Source organism: Speluncibacter jeojiensis (assembly GCF_029589495.1).
GTDB classification, from domain to species: Bacteria; Actinomycetota; Actinomycetes; order Mycobacteriales; family Mycobacteriaceae; genus Speluncibacter; species Speluncibacter jeojiensis.
Window position 1 is genome coordinate 142,198 of record NZ_JAAIVF010000005.1, and the last position, 16,102, is coordinate 158,299.

Consider the following 16,102-nt stretch of genomic DNA (forward strand, 5'->3'; position numbering starts at 1 on the left):
ACACTGCGACACCACGTAGACTGGGGGAGCCCCAACCCGCCCGAGAGGGAGCTCCCTGCGGTGACTGACGCGCATTTCACGGCCGACCTGCCCCATCGTCTTCAGTCGAATCCTCCACACCTCGACACCCCGCACCCCGTCGGTCTCGACGACGGCGGCGAGACGGCGCCCCGCGAGGAGTGCGGCGTCTTCGGTGTCTGGGCTCCGGGGGAGGACGTTGCCAAGCTCTCCTACTACGGGCTGTATGCGCTGCAGCACCGCGGCCAGGAGGCGGCGGGCATCGCCGTCGCCGACGGCTCGCAGGTCCTTGTCTTCAAGGATCTCGGCCTGGTCAGCCAGGTCTTCGACGAGCAGACCCTCGCGGCGATGCACGGCCACGTCGCGATCGGCCACACCCGGTACTCGACCACCGGCTCGACGACCTGGGAGAACGCCCAGCCGATCTTCCGGACCACCTCGGCCGGCACCGGCATCGCGCTCGGCCACAACGGCAACCTCGTCAACACCGCCGAACTCGCCGGCGTCGCCCGCGAGGCGGGGCTGCTCGACTCGAAGCGTCCCGGCGCCGGCACCTCCGACTCCGATCTGGTCGGTGCGCTGCTCGCGCACGCCGCCGGCGACAGCACGATCGAGCAGGCGGCGATGGAGCTGCTGCCGCGGCTGCGCGGCGCCTTCTGCCTGACCTTCATGGACGAGCACACGCTCTACGCCGCGCGCGACCCGCACGGGGTGCGCCCGCTGTGCCTGGGCCGGCTCGACCGCGGCTGGGTGGTCGCCAGCGAGACCGCGGCGCTCGACATCGTCGGCGCGTCGTTCGTCCGGGAGATCGAGCCCGGCGAGTTGCTCGCCATCGACGCCGACGGGGTGCGCTCGTCGCGGTTCGCTGCGCCGCAACCCAAGGGCTGCGTGTTCGAGTACGTCTACCTGGCCCGGCCCGACAGCACCATCTCCGGCCGGTCGGTGCACGCCACCCGCGTGGAGATCGGCCGTCGGCTCGCGACCGAGCACCCGGCCGAGGGCGACCTGGTGATCCCCGTCCCCGAATCGGGCACGCCCGCAGCCGTCGGCTACGCACAGGGATCGGGCATCCCGTACGGGCAGGGCCTGATGAAGAACGCCTACGTCGGCCGCACGTTCATCCAGCCCAGCCAGACCATCCGGCAGCTCGGCATCCGGCTCAAGCTCAACCCGCTGCGCGAGGTCATCCGCGGCAAACGGCTGATCGTCGTCGACGACTCGATCGTGCGCGGCAACACCCAGCGTGCACTGATCCGGATGCTGCGGGAGGCCGGGGCGCTCGAGGTGCACGTGCGCATCGCGTCGCCGCCGGTGAAGTGGCCGTGCTTCTACGGCATCGACTTCGCGTCCCCCGCGGAGTTGATCGCCAACGGTGCGGGCGCCGGGCAGGACGGCTCGACCGTCGAGGAGATGGTCGACGGGGTGCGCCGCTCCATCGGCGCCGACTCGCTCGGGTACATCTCGATCGAGGGCATGGTCGCGGCAACCGAGCAGCCGAAGACGCGGCTGTGCACGGCCTGCTTCGACGGCAACTACCCGATCGAGCTGCCGGAGGACTCGGCGATCGGCAAGAACGTGCTCGAGGGCATGCTGCACACCGCCGCGGGCGGGGCGGTCGCCGGCGGCAACGACAACGTCAGTGCCCTGAGTCGTCCCTGAGGGTCGTCCCCGAGGTTGATCGTCCGGACCATACCGGCGCGACCCGCATCGCGATAAGCTCAGGCTTACCGGTCCGGACGATGATGGGGTGGTTGCGATGTCGACGAGGCAGGACGCCGAGAGGGGACGTACGGAGCCGCTGATGGTCGCGGACTTCGCCCCGTCGGACATGCCTGATCAGCAAGGCCGGACGGTGCTCATCACCGGCGCGAACGGCGGGATCGGTCTCGGCGTGGCCCGCGCGTTGGCCGCGCAGGGCGCCCGGGTGTTGCTCGCCTGCCGCAACCCCGACCTGGGTGACCTCGCGTTGCAGCGGGTGCGTGAGGTGTCCGGCGACGGCGTCGAGCCGGTGCTGATCCCACTCGACCTGGCAGACCTGGCATCGGTCCGTGCCGCGGCAGAGCAGGTCGGCGAGCACACCGACACCGTCGATGTGCTGATCAACAACGCGGGTGTGATGGCCACCCCGCACTCGTACACCCGCGACGGGTTCGAGAAGCAACTGGGCACCAACCATCTCGGGCACTTCGCCTTCACCGGACGGGTGCTGCCGCTGCTGCTCAAGACCCCCGGCTCCCGAGTGGTGACGGTGGCCAGCGTCGCGCACCACGGCGGCGAGCTCAAGCTCGACGACCTGCACTTCCAGCGGCGCCGCTACCGGAAGATGGCCGCCTATAGCCAGTCGAAGCTGGCCAACCTGCTGTTCAGCAGCGAACTGGCACGGCGGCTCGAGCGACGGGGTCTGCCGACGATTTCGGTGGGCGCGCATCCGGGCGCGGCGGCCACCGACCTGTTCGACCCGTTCGTGCCGGGCTTCCCCGGACTGCGCAGCTTCGCGAGGACGGTCGTCGGGTTGATGGCGAACGACGCGGACCACGGCGGCTATCCGCTGCTCTATGCGGCGACCATGGCGGACGTCCGCAACGACGACTACCTCGGTCCGACGAAGCTGGGCGGACTGCGCGGACCCGTCGAGCGGTCCCCGCGGAGCAAGCGCGCGGCGGATCCGGAACTGGCGCGGCTGCTGTGGAAGTACTCGGTGCAGCTGACCGGCGTGAAATACCCCGAGCTGGAGCCGGATTCCGGCCGGGACGCCGAGCCCGCCCCGGTCCGCGAGTCGAACGTCGGGACGTGAGTGAACCGACACCAACGCCGCTGAACTGCACGGATGGCTCTCCGGTACCGTTAGCGTGCACGTGTGGTGTGCCCCGGCGCGCCGGACCGTGTGTTTTCGCCGTACCGGGCGAGTTCTTCGCCTACGCGGATGTACGCCATTGCCGACACGATGCTGGAGTCAAAACCCCATGACCGACAAGCCCCTGCCCGGGGGAGCGACCCCCTCTGCCGACCGCACCCCAGCTGCCGGGGCCTCCTACGCCGCCGCGGGTGTGGACATCGCCGCGGGTGAGCGCGCCGTCGAACTCTTCGCGCCGCTGGCCAAGAAGGCCAGCCGCCCCGAGGTGCTCGGCGGGCTGGGCGGGTTCGCGGGACTGTTCGCACTCAAGGGCAACTACCGTGAGCCGGTGCTGGCGGCCTCATCCGACGGCGTGGGGACGAAGATCGCCATCGCGCAGGCGATGGACAAGCACGACACCGTGGGCCTGGACCTGGTCGCGATGGTCGTCGACGACCTCGTCGTGTGCGGTGCCGAGCCGCTGTTCCTGCAGGACTACATCGCGGTCGGCCGCGTGGTGCCCGAGCGGGTCGCGCAACTGGTCGGCGGGATCGCCGAGGGGTGTGTCCAGGCCGGCTGCGCGCTGCTCGGCGGCGAGACGGCGGAACACCCCGGGCTGATGGCCGACGGTGACTACGACCTGTCCGCCACCGGCGTCGGCGTGGTCGAGGCCGACTCGGTGCTCGGCCCCGACCGGGTGCGCCCCGGCGACGTCGTCATTGCCATGCGGTCGTCGGGCCTGCACTCGAACGGGTACTCGCTGGCGCGCAAGGTGCTGCTCGAGATCGCGCACATGCCGCTGTCCGGCCACGTGGAGGAGTTCGGCCGCACGCTCGGCGAGGAGCTGCTCGAGCCCACCAAGATCTACGCGAAGGACTGCCTGGCGCTGATCGCCGAAACCGACGTGCGGACCTTCTGCCACGTCACCGGCGGCGGGCTGGCCGCGAACCTGTCCCGGGTGATGCCGGCCGGGCTCGTGGCCGAGCTGGACCGTGGCACGTGGAGCCCGGCCCCGGTGTTCTCGCTGATCGCCCAGCGCGGTCGTGTCGAGCGCGCCGAGATGGAGCACACGTTCAACATGGGCGTCGGCATGGTCGCGATCGTCGCGCCGGAGGACGTCGACCGCGCCCTCGCGGTGCTGACCGCGCGGCACATCGACAGCTGGGTGCTGGGCTCGGTCAAGAAGGGGCCCGAGAAAGAATCCGGCGACGCCGCCGAGCGGGCTTTCCTCGTGGGGGAGCACCCCAGGTTCTGACCGGCACGGGGCCGGCGAGGCCTGTCCGCCGCCGGCCCGGCGACGAGCATGCGTGAGGGGGAGCCGCTTGAAGCGGCTCCCCCTCAACGCTGTGCGTGGGTGCGGTCAACCACGCCAATCGTCGTAGTCGTCTTCATCCCAACGAGAAGGACCATCCTTTTCGGAACGCTGGTCCGCCAGCACCCCGTTACGCTCCGAGTTCGAGAGCTCACGCTGGAGGCTCTCGAAGTCGGTGGTCGGTGAGCTGTACTTGAGCTCTCGTGCAACCTTGGTCTGCTTTGCCTTTGCCCGGCCGCGGCCCATGGCTGACCCCCTCGCGCTTTCACGGGGCGGCCTGGGGAAAGTGGCGGCCCCGTTGGTGTTTGTGAATTCTTCCTGGCACACACTGTAGCGCGCCGAATCGATCGGCGCTTCCACCGCCTGGGCGTTGTGACGATTCCACCATCGCCTGGTGGGCCCAGGTGTCGACACCCGAGGCGGGACCTGTCCCGTTCAGCCGGCCAGGTGCCCGGAATTCGTCACACCCGCGCCCGCAACCGGGTCAGCAATCTGCCCGCGTCGCGGGCCACCTTCGGCGCCGGATCGGGGCCCGCCAACAGCATCTCGAGTTGCTCGATCCGGGCCGTCCCGGTGAACAGTGAGCGGATGGTGACGCCGTGGTCGGGAACCGACATCACGGTGACGGGGTCGCCGGCCGTCACCGGTCCCTCCTCGAGCACGCGCAGGTACGCGCCCACGGCGCCGTGCGCGGCGAAGCGCCGCACCCACAGTGGCTCGGCTGACCACCGGCCGAACGTCGCGCACGGGGTGCGCGGGATGGTCACCTCCAGCAGTGGCCCGGTCGTCCCGATCCGCCAGCGCTCGCCGATGACCGCGTCGCTGGGGGTCGTGTCGCGTAGTCGCAGGTTCTCGCCGAACCACCCCGCCGGCAGCGGCCGGTTCAGCTCGCGCTCCCAGTGGTCGGCGTCGGCTCCGTCGTAGACGTAGACCGCCTGGTCGAGGCCGCCGTGGTGTTCCGTGTCGCACACGTGGTCGCCGGCGAGGCCGAGCGGTCCGATGTGCACCGCCCCCGGCACGGGACGCTTGTCGATGGCGGTGGTGCCCACGCGGCCCGCGTCGGGCCGATCGGCATGCACCACGCACACGGCCTCGATGCGGCCGGTCGTCATCGGCCGCGGAGCCGGTCCACGGCGGCGCGACCGGGCTGGAACAGGTCCTGCGCGGGCATCGAGTCGGGGTCGATCGCCGCGGCGCAGGGGCCGGCGGTCAGCGGCGTGTCGGCCGGAATCGTGCGCTTGACCAGCGCCAGTGCGACGGGGCCGAGCTCGTGGTGGTCGACGACGGTGCCCACCCGGCCGACGGTCCGGCCCTCCGCGGTGACCACGGGATCGCCGACCTCGGGCCGCCCGTCCGCGGAGCCGTCGAGGTGCAGCAGCACCAGGTTCCGCGGAGGCTTGCCGAGGTTGTGCACCCGGGCTACGGTCTCCTGGCCGCGGTAGCAGCCCTTGTCGAGGTGGACGGCGCCGGCCTCGTCGACCCCGCCGATCCAACCCAGTTCGTGCGGGATCGCGCGCTCGTCGGTGTCCAGGCCGAGGCGGGGTCGCTTGGCCTCCACGCGCAGTGCCTCGAACGCCCACATGCCGGCCGGTGCGGCCCCGGCGGCGGTCAGCCGCTGCCACCACTGCACCATCTGATCCCGGGGGACCAGCAGGTCGGCCGCGTGTTCACCCGGCCAGGGCATGCGGCGCACGAAGCCGCCGCCGGGCAGCGGAGTCGCTGCATACGGCCGGTCGGGCACCGGCACGAGGTCGGCGAGCGCACCGTGCTCCAGGTCCGGCCCGAGCAGGGTCAGCACCGCGAGCTCGTCGCTCGCCGTGGGCTCAGCCTTCGCCCAGAAGACCATCTTCTGCAGGTAGTCGAGCAGGGCTGCGCCATGGGTCGGCTCGGTGTCGATCCACGTCACGCCGTCGAGGTCGGTGAGGACGAAGTGCTGCTCGACATGGCCGGCGATGTCGAGCACCAGGTCTTCGGCACTGGAGCGGTCGGGCAGGGCCGTGAGGTGCTGACTGGTGATCGAGTGCAACCACGACAGTCGCTCGTCGCCGGCAAGCCGGATACCGGCGCGATGCGAGCGGTCGACCACCGCGACACCGGTGGTCGCGGCCCGCTGCTCGGTGAACGGATCCCCGTAATGCCAGGCGACGCCGTGGTCGACGGATCCGGCTGCGGAGTCGACCGCGCTCGGCAGCGCGAGCAGGGGACTGGGAGAGCTGGCACGTGAGACATGCGGATCGGCCACGGCCCGATCCTACGGCGACTGGACCGTTGTGGTCGATATGGTGAGCGCATGGCTGACGGCGGAGCGACGACCAAGAGCAAGGCACGGCCCACCTCCGGCGGGGCGCCGGACGAGACCGGGATGCCCGTCGACGGCGCGGCGGCGGCCCGCGTGGTGCTGACGCTGGACGGTGAGCTGCACGATCCGAACCAGCCGCTGCTGCACGCGGACGACCTCGCGGCGGTGCGCGGCGACGGCGCGTTCGAGACGCTGCTGGTGCGCAAAGGTCGCGCCTGCGTGGTCGAGGACCACCTGGCGCGGCTGGCGAATTCGGCCCGGCTGCTCGACCTCCCGGCGCCGGACCTCGGCGAGTGGCGGGCCGCCATCGAGATGGCGGCGCAGGAGTGGGGCACCGCGCAGGAGGGTGTGTTGCGACTGGTGTTGACCCGCGGTCGCGAGCAGGGCGGGGCGCCCACCGCCTACCTGACGGTGAGCCCGATGTCGGACCGGGTCGATCGGGTGCGGCGCGAGGGCGTCTCGGCGATCACCCTCGAGCGCGGATTCTCGATCGACCTCGCCGCGACCGCGCCGTGGCAGCTCCTCGGCGCGAAGACCCTCTCGTACGCGACGAACATGGCGGCGCTGCGGTACGCCCACACACAGGGTGCCGACGAGGTCATCTTCGTCAGCGCCGAGGGCAACGTGCTGGAGGGTCCGCGGTCGTCGGTGGTGATCTGGCTGGACGGCACGTTCATCACCCCGCCCGCCGAGCACGGCATCCTCGCGGGGACCACCCAGCGCGGCCTTTTCCGCGTCGCACGTGAGCGCGGCATCGAGTGTGCCTACCGTCCGGTGCGTCCGGCGGACCTGATCGCGGCGGAGGGGGTGTGGATGCTCTCGAGCGCCACACTGGTCGCGCGCGTGCACACGCTCAACGGTCTGGCGCTGGCCACGTCACCCGTCGACCGTGATCTCCATGACATGGTCGAAGCCGCCGTGCAACCCATTTCCGCAGGTTAGGCTCGAATCGCACGGTCGGCGGGGCCACGTTCGGGGTGGCGGGACGAGTTTCGGGTCGGCGGCGCCCCGACATTGTTACTACGGTGCGTAGTAGCTACCGCTACAAACTGTAGTAGTTGGTCCGACAACGTTCCGGCGCGCAAGCGCCGCCGACGTGGGAGCGCGCCTTGGAGACCCTCGATGTATCGCGGTGGCAGTTCGGCATCACCACCGTCTACCACTTCATCCTCGTCCCGCTGACCATCGGGCTCGCACCGCTGCTGGCGATCATGCAGACGATGTGGGTGGTCACCGGCAAGGACCACTGGTATCGGCTCACCAAGTTCTTCGGGAAGCTGTTCCTGATCAACTTCGCGCTGGGCGTGGCGACCGGCATCGTCCAGGAGTTCCAGTTCGGGATGAACTGGAGCGAGTACTCCCGGTTCGTCGGCGACGTCTTCGGCGCCCCGCTGGCACTCGAGGGCCTGGCCGCGTTCTTCCTGGAGTCGACGTTCCTGGGACTGTGGATCTTCGGCTGGGAGCGGCTGCCCAAGCTCGTCCACCTGGCCACCATCTGGATCGTCGCGATCGGCGTCAACGCCTCGGCGTACTTCATCATCGTGGCGAACTCCTTCATGCAGCACCCGGTCGGGGCCACCTTCGACCCGGAAACCGGTCGTGCGCACCTGACCGACGTGTGGGCGCTGCTGAGCAACAACACCGCGATCGCCGCGTTCACCCACACCGTCGCCGGCGCGTTCCTCACCGCCGCCGTGTTCGTCACCGGCATCTGCGGCTGGTGGATGGTGCGCAACATGCGCAAGGCGAAGACGGCCCCGGAGGCGCAGGCCGAGTTGCTGGTCGACGACGCGCGCACCATGCACCGGCCGGCCGCCCGCCTGGGCATCCTGGTGATGCTCATCGCCGGCGTCGCGCTGATCTTCACCGGTGACGTGCAGGGCAAGCTGATGTTCAAGCAGCAGCCGATGAAGATGGCGTCGGCGGAGTCGCTGTGCCACACCGAGACCGACCCGAACTTCTCCGTCCTGACCCTCGGCACGCACAACAACTGCGACAGCGTCACCCACGTCATCTCGGTGCCGTTCGTGCTGCCGTTCCTGGCGGAGGGCAAGTTCTCCGGGGTGACCCTGCAGGGCGTGCAGGACCTACAGCAGCAGTCGGTCGAGAAGTTCGGTCCCGGCGACTACCGGCCGAACCTGTTCGTCACCTACTGGGCGTTCCGCGCGATGATCGGGCTCGGTGTCGGCGCGGTCGCGCTGGCGCTGCTCGGACTGTGGGTCACGCGTGGGGGCAGAGTGCCCGACCAACGCTGGTTCAGCTGGCTGTCGCTGGCGGCGATACCGACGCCGTTCCTGGCCAGCAGCGCCGGGTGGATCTTCACCGAGATGGGGCGGCAGCCCTGGGTGGTGCACCCGAACCCGACCGGCGACCAGAACATCCGGCTGATGGTGCAGCAGGGCGTGTCGGACCACCCGGCCGCGCTGGTGCTCACCTCGCTGATCGTGTTCACGCTGTTGTATGCGGCGCTCGCGGTGGTCTGGTTCTACCTGATCCGACGGTATGCGATCGAGGGGCCACCGCCGGCCCGCACCGCCGCGGCCGAATCCGGCGAGGGCGGCGACCTCGAGCAACTGTCGTTCGCGTACTAGCCGGACCGGGAGAGGGACAGATCATGGGACTGCAGCAGTGGTGGTTCATCCTCATCGGGGTGCTGTTCACCGGCTACTTCGTGCTCGAGGGTTTCGATTTCGGCGTCGGCATGCTGATGCCGATGCTCGGCCGCCGGTCGGACACCCGCCGGCGGGTCATGCTGAACACCATCGGCCCGGTGTGGGACGGCAACGAGGTGTGGCTGATCGTCGGCGGCGGCGCGATGTTCGCGGCCTTCCCCGACTGGTACGCGACGCTGTTCTCGGGCTTCTACATCCCGTTGCTGGTCATCCTGGTGGCGTTGATCCTGAGGATCTGCGCGATCGAGTACCGCGGCAAGATCGACGACGACAAGTGGCGTCGCCGGTGCGACTGGGGGATCGGGATCGGCTCGTGGGTGCCGGCGATCCTGTGGGGGGTGGCCTTCGCCAACATCGTGCGCGGGGTGCCGATCGACGCCGACAAGCGGGTGACCTCCGGGTTCTTCGAGCTGCTCAACCCGTACGGAATCCTCGGCGGGGTGACGACCGCGCTGGTGTTCGCGCTGCACGGAGCGGTGTTCCTGGCGCTCAAGAGCGACGGTGAGGTCCGCACCGACGCGGTGAAGACCGCTGCGTGGCTGGCGCTTCCGGCGGTCCCGGTGGCCGGCGGGTTCGTGCTGTGGACGCAGCTCGCACACGGTGGCAAGGCGTGGACGTGGGTGTTCGTCGGGCTGGCCGCCATCGCCCTGCTCGCGGTGGTCGCGCTGACCCAGGCCGCGCGCGAGGGCTGGGCGTTCGTGTTCACGACGGTCGCGATCATCTCGGCGATGGTCGTGCTGTTCGGTTCGCTGTTCCCGAACGTGATGCCGTCGACGACCGATCCCGCGTACAGCCTGACGATCTACAACGCGTCGTCGAGTCACTACACCCTCATGGTGATGACGTGGGCAGCCGGCTTCATGACCCCGATCGTGCTGCTCTACCAGGGCTGGACGTACTGGGTGTTCCGCAAGCGCATCCACGTCGACCACATCCCGCCGTCGGTCGGCCTGCCGCTGGCCTCGGCGAAGGACTGAGCACAGTGGCGGTGTCCGTCAGGGCAGATCCACCCGCGTCAGAACCACCCGTCGCAGACCCGCCGCGTCGGCGTGGCCCCGTCGATCCGAGGTTGTGGCGGTACTCGCGTGCGGCCCGCGGCCACCTGGTGCTGACCGTCGCGGCCAGTCTGGTGACGGCGGCGGCGGTGATCGTGTCGGCGTTGATGATCGGGCGGGTGCTGGGCGGCGTGATCACCGACCCCACTCGGCGGACCCTCGGTGACTGGCGGTTCGAGCTGATCGTGTTGGCGGCGGCGATCGCGGTGCGCACCGCAGCGACCTGGGTGAACGCCCGCTTCGGGCATCGCGCCGCGCTGCGGGTCGTCGCGGAACTCAAGTCGGAGGTGCTCACCGCGGCGGCGACCGGCGACCCGCGCCGGCTGGTCGCCGACCGTGAGCATCTGGTCACCGTGCTCACCCGGGGCCTCGACGGGCTGCGGCCGTTCCTGACCGGCTACCTGCCGGCGCTGGTGCTCACGATGACGGTCACGCCGATCACGCTGGCGGTGATCTTCACCCAGGACCTCACCTCGGCGTGGATCGTGCTTGCCACGCTGCCGCTGATCCCGGTGTTCATGATCCTGATCGGACTGCTCACCAAGGGGCGGGCCGCGGCGAAACTCCGTGCGATGAGCAGGCTCTCGGCGCAACTTCTGGACCTGATCGCCGGACTGCCGACGCTGCGGGCGCTCGGCCGTCAACACGGTCCGGCGGCGCGGGTGCGGGCGCTCGGCGAGGCACACCGCACGACCACGATGGCCGCACTGCGGTTGGCGTTCCTGTCCGCGATGGTGCTGGAGTTGCTGGCGACCCTGTGTGTCGCGCTGGTCGCGGTCAGCATCGGACTGCGACTGGTGTTCGGCGACATGAGCCTGCAGGCCGGGATCATCGCGCTGATCCTCGCGCCCGAGGTGTACCTGCCGCTGCGCACGGTCGGCGCCCAGTTCCACGCCGCCGAGGACGGGGTCGCCGCGGCCGACGACGCCTTCGCGATCATCGAGCAACGGTCCGCGGGTGTGGCGGCGGGCACCGCCGCGCCGCCGGTCCGGAACGTGTCCGTCGAACTGGAGAACGTCAGCGTGCGGGCGCGTTCGGGGCATGCCCCGCACCGGCTGACGGCGACGGCCGAGCCGGGCCGGGTGACGGTGCTGACCGGACCGAACGGCGCGGGCAAGTCGACCGCACTGGAGGTCCTGCTGGGGCTGATCGTGCCCGACTCGGGCCGGGTGACGGTGGGCGGCGTGGACCTGACCGGCTGCGACCGGAAGGCGTGGTGGTCACGGGTGGCCTGGCTGCCGCAGCACACCGCATTGATCCCCGGCACGCTCGCCGAGAATCTGCGGCTGACCACCGGCATCGACCCGGTTCCGGAGGCCGACCTCGCGGCGGCCGCGCGGACCGCGGGCTTCGACGAGGTGCTCGCCGGGCTGCCGGACGGGTGGGACAGCACGGTCGGGACCGGCGGGGTGGGGCTGTCGCTCGGGCAGCGACAGCGGCTGGGCCTGGTCCGTGTGCTGGTCTCCGATGCGCCGGTGCTGCTGCTCGACGAGCCGACCGCCCACCTGGACCCGGCGGTCGAGGCGCGCGTGCTCGCCGCGATCCGCGAACGGGCGGCGGCCGGGTGCACGGTGCTGCTGGTCGGGCACCGTCCGGCCGTGCTGGCGGCCGCGGACCGGGTGGTCCGGGTGGCGGCTTCGGAGGTGGCCGATGTTCGCGCGTGACCCGCTCTGGCGTGCGGTCCGGCTGTTGCACCTGCCGCCGTGGCGCGTGGCGGCGGCGCTGGCGGCCGGGGTGGGTGCGCTCGGCAGCGCGCTCGCGCTGGCGGCGCTGTCCGCATGGCTGATCACGCGAGCCTGGCAGATGCCGCCGGTGCTGATGCTGTCGGTCGCGGTGACCGCGGTGCGGGCGCTCGGCATCGGCCGCGGGCTGTTCCGCTACCTCGAGCGGCTGGCCTCGCACGACACCGCCCTGCGCGGGATGGCCGCGGCACGTGAACAGATCTACCGGCGCCTGGCCGACGGCGACCCTGCCGCGGTCGAGGGCATCCAGCGCGGCGACCTGTCGGCGCGCACCGGCGCCGACGTCGACGCCATCGGTGACGTGGTGGTGCGTGCCCTGCTGCCGATCGGGGTCGCGATCGTGCTGGCGGCCGCCGCGGTCGGGCTGCTGGCCTGGATCTCCCCGACGGCGGCGTCGGTGCTCGCGGCGGCGCTGGTGATGTCCGGGGTGGTCGCGCCGGCGCTGTCCGCACGAGCCTCCGCGGCGGCCGAACGGGCCGGGGTCGCCGCCGCCTCCCGCTACAGCGCGGCGGCGGTGCTGGCGCTGGACCAGGCCCCGCAACTGCGGGTGGCAGGAACCCTGGGCCGTGTTCTGGGCCGGGCGCACGGCGAGCAGGACCGGCTGGTCCGGGCCGTCGACCGCGCCGCGCTGCCGGCGGCCTTCGCGACCGCGGCCACCCCGCTGGCCATGGGGGCGGCGGTACTCGGCTCGCTGCTGATCGGAATCGACCTCTACGCGCACACCGCGATGACACCGATGGCGCTGGCGATCCTGGTGCTGGTGCCGCTGTCCGCCTTCGAGGCGATGGCGGTGCTGCCGGACGCGGCGGTGCAGCTGACCCGCTCGCGGGCCGCCGCGCGGCGCATCATGGCGTTGCTCGACCGGGCCGGCACCGCGGTCTCCGCGGCGGAAGACGGTGTGCAGCCGGAAGCCCCGCCGGCGATCCCGACGACGCCGCGGCTGACGGCGCGAGAACTGTGTACGGGCTGGCCGGACGGTCCCGCGACGGACCGCCCGGTGGAACTGGACCTGCGCCCGGGCCACCGGGTTGCGGTCGTCGGTCCGAGCGGCGCCGGCAAGACCACGCTGCTCATGACGCTGGCCGGGTTGCTGCCGCCGCGCGGCGGCGACGTGCTCGTCGGCGACGCCGCGACCACCGATCTGAGCGAACCGGACTTACGCGCCCGCGTCGGTTTCTTCGCCGAGGATGCGCACCTGTTCGACACCACGGTTCGCGAGAACCTGCGCGTCGCCCGCGGGGACGCCGCCGACGAACAACTGCTCGACGCGCTGGCGCAGGTCGGGCTCGGCCGGTGGTGCGCGGAGTTGCCGCAGGGCCTGGACACCGTGCTGACCGGCGGCGCCGCGGCGGTCTCCGGTGGGCAGCGGCGCCGGCTGCTGCTGGCCCGCGCGTTGCTGGCCCCGGCTCGGGTGCTGCTGCTCGACGAGCCGACCGAACATCTCGACGCCGCGGCCGGTGCCGAGTTGCTGCAGCGCCTGCTGGACCGACGGTCGGGCCTGATCGATCCGGCGCGCACGGTCCTGGTGGTGACCCACCAGTTGCCGGCGCGGACCGAAGCCGATGCGGTGATCGAGATCGGCGGCGGCGCAGGGTGCGTCGCCGGTGACGACGTCCCCGCACGGGCGGGGGAGAGTGGCGCAGGAGAAGTCAAGGAAAAAGCGGCGGACGAAGCGGCGGAAAAATGCGTTGCCGACGCGATGGGCCGGGCGTAGCTTCGTGTCTACACGAGGAAGGAGGTGGTCTGAAGTTGAATGACTTGTGGACACGTGAGGTGACTGTCAGCTAGTCGCACGTTGCTGACGGAGTTCAGTGGCGCCGATGGAGTTTCACTGACCGCGCACGCGGCTGGCGAATCCCCGGCAGTCGCCCGACCCCCGAGCCCCCGGCTGTCCAGCCGGGACCCGCGCCCGAGACGCTCTGATCGTCCGACGCCGGTATGGTTCGGGGGTCGCCCCGTTTCCGGGGCAGGGATCATGCGAGCGGGCAGCGATCATGCGAGCAGATGCCCGCGCGGCGGGGTTCAGCCGACGTAGCGCTGCAGGCGTGCCGACAGGTGCGGTCGCATCTCGCCGTCGCCCTGGATGCGTTCCTCGACATAGGCCAGGTCGCCGCCCTCGACGATGCCGTACAGGCGCTTGGCGCCGCCGTACTGCGGGCCGGTCGCGGTGCGGATGACCACGTCGGTGGCGATCTCCCAGGAGGACTGGCTCAGCGGGGCGCCGTAGAACAACTCGACCACGCCGGAACTGTGCGTCACCACGAACTCGATGACGTCGTCGTCGCTGATCCGCCAGTATCCGGACTCGCGCAGGGTGGGGCGCACGTACTCGCCGGACTCGTCGAGCAGCCACGAGCGGGACTCCCAGACCAGGTAGTTCCCGCCGTCGTGCGAGATCACGATCTGCTGTCCGAAGTGATGACTGCCGAGTTCGGCGTTGTCGGCCTCGCCCTCGCCGCGCCAGACCCCGACCAGCGGGATCAGCGCGAGGAGTTCGTCGTTCAGGTTCGGGCCGAGGCGCAGGTTCGCGGTGTCCTCGGGCACGGGGAGACCCGACAGCGAGGGGACGTTCCGATCGGACGTGTGCTTGGCGCGCTCGGCGGCCGCGGCGACGGCGCGGTCACCGGAACCCCGGACCACGCCCGGCGTGCCGGGTACGGCCGGCTCGGGCGTCGACGACCCGGTTTCGGACGGTCCCGTCTCCGGCGACGCGTCGTCGTCCGGAACCGGGGCCTGCGACTGGTCGGTCACGACTCGTCGGTCACCAGGCGGTAGACGGTGTAGATGCTGAACCAGGCGATCAGAACGCAGACCAGCACCAGGAGGATGTCGAAGAAGATGACCACGAACTCACCTTAGCCCCACGCGTAGACGACTTCGCCCCCGGGCGGTGATTCGATCCCTGGTGGGACCGAAACCGCGCCCGGGGGCGAAGTGTGTTGCGCCGGTTCGGCTACGCCGCGACGGCCACTGATCGTCCGGCTACGCCGAGACGGTCACGTCGGCCTGGTGGATGCCGTTGCCGGTCGGGCTGACCTGAACGTCGCCGTTGCCCGTGGACGAGAGCGCACGCAGCGTCCACGTCCCGGGGGCGGCGAAGAATCGGAAGTCGCCGGTGGCCGAGGCGACGACCTCGGCGGTGAACTCGCCGGTGCCGTCGAGCAGGCGCACGAAGGCGCCGCCGACCGGCTGGCCGTCAGCAGCGAGGACGCGACCGGTGATGACGGTCTCCTTCTCGGTGTCCACGCCCGCGGGCAGGGTCTGGGCCTGCACAGGTGCTCCGCACATTTGACTTACGCTCCCAACTCGATCGGAGCGCCCACGAGGGCGCCGTACTCGGTCCAACTGCCGTCGTAGTTCTTCACGCCCTGGTGGCCCAGCAGCTCCTGCAGCACGAACCAGGTGTGCGAGGACCGCTCGCCGATGCGGCAGTAGGCGATGGTCTCCTTGGCGCCGTCGAGGCCGGCGTCCGCGTAGATCTTGGCCAGTTCGTCGTTCGACTTGAAGGTGCCGTCCTCGTTGGCGGCCTTGCTCCACGGCACGTTGATCGCGCTCGGCACGTGGCCGGGACGCTGCGACTGCTCCTGCGGCAGGTGCGCCGGGGCCAGGATCTTGCCGGAGAACTCGTCGGGCGACCGCACGTCGACCAGGTTCTTGGTGTTGATCGCGTCGATGACCTCGTCGCGGAACGCGCGGATGGTGTTGTCGATCGCGGCGGCCTTGTACTCGGTGGCCGGGCGGTTCGGGACGTCGGTCACCAGCTGGCGGGCGTCGAGCTCCCACTTCTTGCGGCCACCGTCGAGCAGGCGGACGTCGTTGTGGCCGTACAGCTTGAAGTACCAGTAGGCGTAGGCGGCGAACCAGTTGTTGTTGCCGCCGTAGAGCACCACGGTGTCGTCGTTGGAGATGCCGCGCGAGGACAGCAGCGCGGAGAACTGCTCCTGGTCGACGAAGTCGCGCCGGACCTGGTCCTGCAGATCGGTCTTCCAGTCGAGCTTGACCGCACCGCGGATGTGGCCGCCGTCGTAGGCGCTCACGTCCTCGTCGACCTCGACGAAGACGACATTCGGGGAGTCGAGATTCTGCTCGGCCCAGTCGGCGGTGACCAGGACATCAGAGCGAGCCATGTGGATCCTTTCCTTACTTTTCTGTGATGGTTGGCTGCGACCTG

Annotated in this window: 14 protein-coding genes; 8 read left to right on the top strand and 6 right to left on the bottom strand. The window is 70.7% G+C overall.

The window, feature by feature from the left end:
* Nucleotides 1-60 precede the first annotated feature (60 nt).
* From purF to purM, 3 genes are all read left to right on the top strand, one after another.
* Nucleotides 61-1,677 (top strand): amidophosphoribosyltransferase, encoded by a 1,617-nt coding sequence (gene purF / locus G4X40_RS15835; RefSeq protein ID WP_277833837.1) that lies wholly within the window; start codon nt 61-63, stop codon nt 1,675-1,677.
* Between the two features lie 97 nt (nt 1,678-1,774).
* The gene (locus G4X40_RS15840) at nt 1,775-2,812 is read left to right on the top strand and encodes an oxidoreductase (RefSeq protein ID WP_408642222.1); all 1,038 of its coding nucleotides are present in this window, start codon (nt 1,775-1,777) and stop codon (nt 2,810-2,812) included.
* 169 nt (nt 2,813-2,981) lie between these two features.
* Nucleotides 2,982-4,106, top strand: a complete 1,125-nt coding sequence (gene purM, locus G4X40_RS15845; protein ID WP_277833838.1) for a phosphoribosylformylglycinamidine cyclo-ligase — start codon at nt 2,982-2,984, stop codon at nt 4,104-4,106.
* Between the two features lie 105 nt (nt 4,107-4,211).
* Here the strand turns inward: purM and G4X40_RS15850 are convergent, their stop codons facing one another.
* From G4X40_RS15850 to ygfZ, 3 genes are all read right to left on the bottom strand, one after another.
* Nucleotides 4,212-4,409, bottom strand: coding sequence for a DUF3073 domain-containing protein (locus tag G4X40_RS15850; protein WP_277834161.1), 198 nt, complete (start codon nt 4,407-4,409; stop codon nt 4,212-4,214).
* 215 nt (nt 4,410-4,624) lie between these two features.
* Nucleotides 4,625-5,275: an MOSC domain-containing protein gene (locus G4X40_RS15855; RefSeq protein WP_277833839.1), complete on the bottom strand. Its 651-nt coding sequence runs from the start codon at nt 5,273-5,275 to the stop codon at nt 4,625-4,627.
* Nucleotides 5,272-6,405: a CAF17-like 4Fe-4S cluster assembly/insertion protein YgfZ gene (gene ygfZ / locus G4X40_RS15860; protein ID WP_277833841.1), complete on the bottom strand. Its 1,134-nt coding sequence runs from the start codon at nt 6,403-6,405 to the stop codon at nt 5,272-5,274. The genes G4X40_RS15855 and ygfZ overlap by 4 nt, the downstream gene beginning before the upstream one ends.
* A gap of 120 nt (nt 6,406-6,525) precedes the next feature.
* Here ygfZ and G4X40_RS15865 point away from each other — a divergent pair, with 120 nt between their 5' ends.
* The 5 genes from G4X40_RS15865 (at nt 6,526) to cydC (ending at nt 13,645) form a co-directional block, all read left to right on the top strand.
* Nucleotides 6,526-7,404, top strand: a complete 879-nt coding sequence (locus G4X40_RS15865; protein WP_277834162.1) for an aminodeoxychorismate lyase — start codon at nt 6,526-6,528, stop codon at nt 7,402-7,404.
* Between the two features lie 167 nt (nt 7,405-7,571).
* A complete protein-coding gene (locus G4X40_RS15870; RefSeq protein WP_277833843.1) occupies nt 7,572-9,053 on the top strand; it encodes a cytochrome ubiquinol oxidase subunit I in 1,482 nt (493 codons plus the stop codon).
* A gap of 23 nt (nt 9,054-9,076) precedes the next feature.
* Nucleotides 9,077-10,111 (top strand): cytochrome d ubiquinol oxidase subunit II, encoded by a 1,035-nt coding sequence (cydB, locus tag G4X40_RS15875; protein ID WP_277833845.1) that lies wholly within the window; start codon nt 9,077-9,079, stop codon nt 10,109-10,111.
* Nucleotides 10,108-11,853, top strand: coding sequence for a thiol reductant ABC exporter subunit CydD (cydD, locus tag G4X40_RS15880; protein ID WP_408642231.1), 1,746 nt, complete (start codon nt 10,108-10,110; stop codon nt 11,851-11,853). Before cydB ends, cydD begins: the two co-directional genes overlap by 4 nt.
* Nucleotides 11,840-13,645 carry a thiol reductant ABC exporter subunit CydC gene (gene cydC / locus G4X40_RS15885; RefSeq protein ID WP_277833847.1) on the top strand — a complete coding sequence of 602 codons (1,806 nt, stop codon included), beginning with the start codon at nt 11,840-11,842 and terminating at the stop codon, nt 13,643-13,645. The genes cydD and cydC overlap by 14 nt, the downstream gene beginning before the upstream one ends.
* Nucleotides 13,646-13,953: 308 nt before the next feature.
* On the opposite strand, the gene G4X40_RS15890 is transcribed toward cydC, so the two are convergent.
* The 3 genes from G4X40_RS15890 to G4X40_RS15900 form a co-directional block, all read right to left on the bottom strand.
* Entirely contained in the window at nt 13,954-14,682 is a 729-nt protein-coding gene (locus G4X40_RS15890; RefSeq protein WP_408642223.1) for an FABP family protein, read from the bottom strand.
* A gap of 231 nt (nt 14,683-14,913) precedes the next feature.
* Nucleotides 14,914-15,219 (bottom strand): DUF1416 domain-containing protein, encoded by a 306-nt coding sequence (locus G4X40_RS15895; protein WP_277833848.1) that lies wholly within the window; start codon nt 15,217-15,219, stop codon nt 14,914-14,916.
* Between the two features lie 5 nt (nt 15,220-15,224).
* Nucleotides 15,225-16,058 carry a sulfurtransferase gene (locus G4X40_RS15900; RefSeq protein ID WP_277833849.1) on the bottom strand — a complete coding sequence of 278 codons (834 nt, stop codon included), beginning with the start codon at nt 16,056-16,058 and terminating at the stop codon, nt 15,225-15,227.
* Nucleotides 16,059-16,102 lie beyond the last annotated feature (44 nt).

Bases quoted from the DNA above. Each gene is read 5' to 3' on its own strand.
- G4X40_RS15840 (WP_408642222.1), top strand. From the start codon at position 1,775: ATGTCGACGAGGCAGGACGCCGAGAGGGGACGTACGGAGCCGCTGATG.
- purM (WP_277833838.1), top strand. From the start codon at position 2,982: ATGACCGACAAGCCCCTGCCCGGGGGAGCGACCCCCTCTGCCGACCGC.
- G4X40_RS15850 (WP_277834161.1), bottom strand. From the start codon at position 4,409: ATGGGCCGCGGCCGGGCAAAGGCAAAGCAGACCAAGGTTGCACGAGAG.
- G4X40_RS15855 (WP_277833839.1), bottom strand. From the start codon at position 5,275: ATGACGACCGGCCGCATCGAGGCCGTGTGCGTGGTGCATGCCGATCGG.
- G4X40_RS15865 (WP_277834162.1), top strand. From the start codon at position 6,526: ATGCCCGTCGACGGCGCGGCGGCGGCCCGCGTGGTGCTGACGCTGGAC.
- cydB (WP_277833845.1), top strand. From the start codon at position 9,077: ATGGGACTGCAGCAGTGGTGGTTCATCCTCATCGGGGTGCTGTTCACC.
- cydC (WP_277833847.1), top strand. From the start codon at position 11,840: ATGTTCGCGCGTGACCCGCTCTGGCGTGCGGTCCGGCTGTTGCACCTG.
- G4X40_RS15895 (WP_277833848.1), bottom strand. From the start codon at position 15,219: ATGTGCGGAGCACCTGTGCAGGCCCAGACCCTGCCCGCGGGCGTGGAC.
- G4X40_RS15900 (WP_277833849.1), bottom strand. From the start codon at position 16,058: ATGGCTCGCTCTGATGTCCTGGTCACCGCCGACTGGGCCGAGCAGAAT.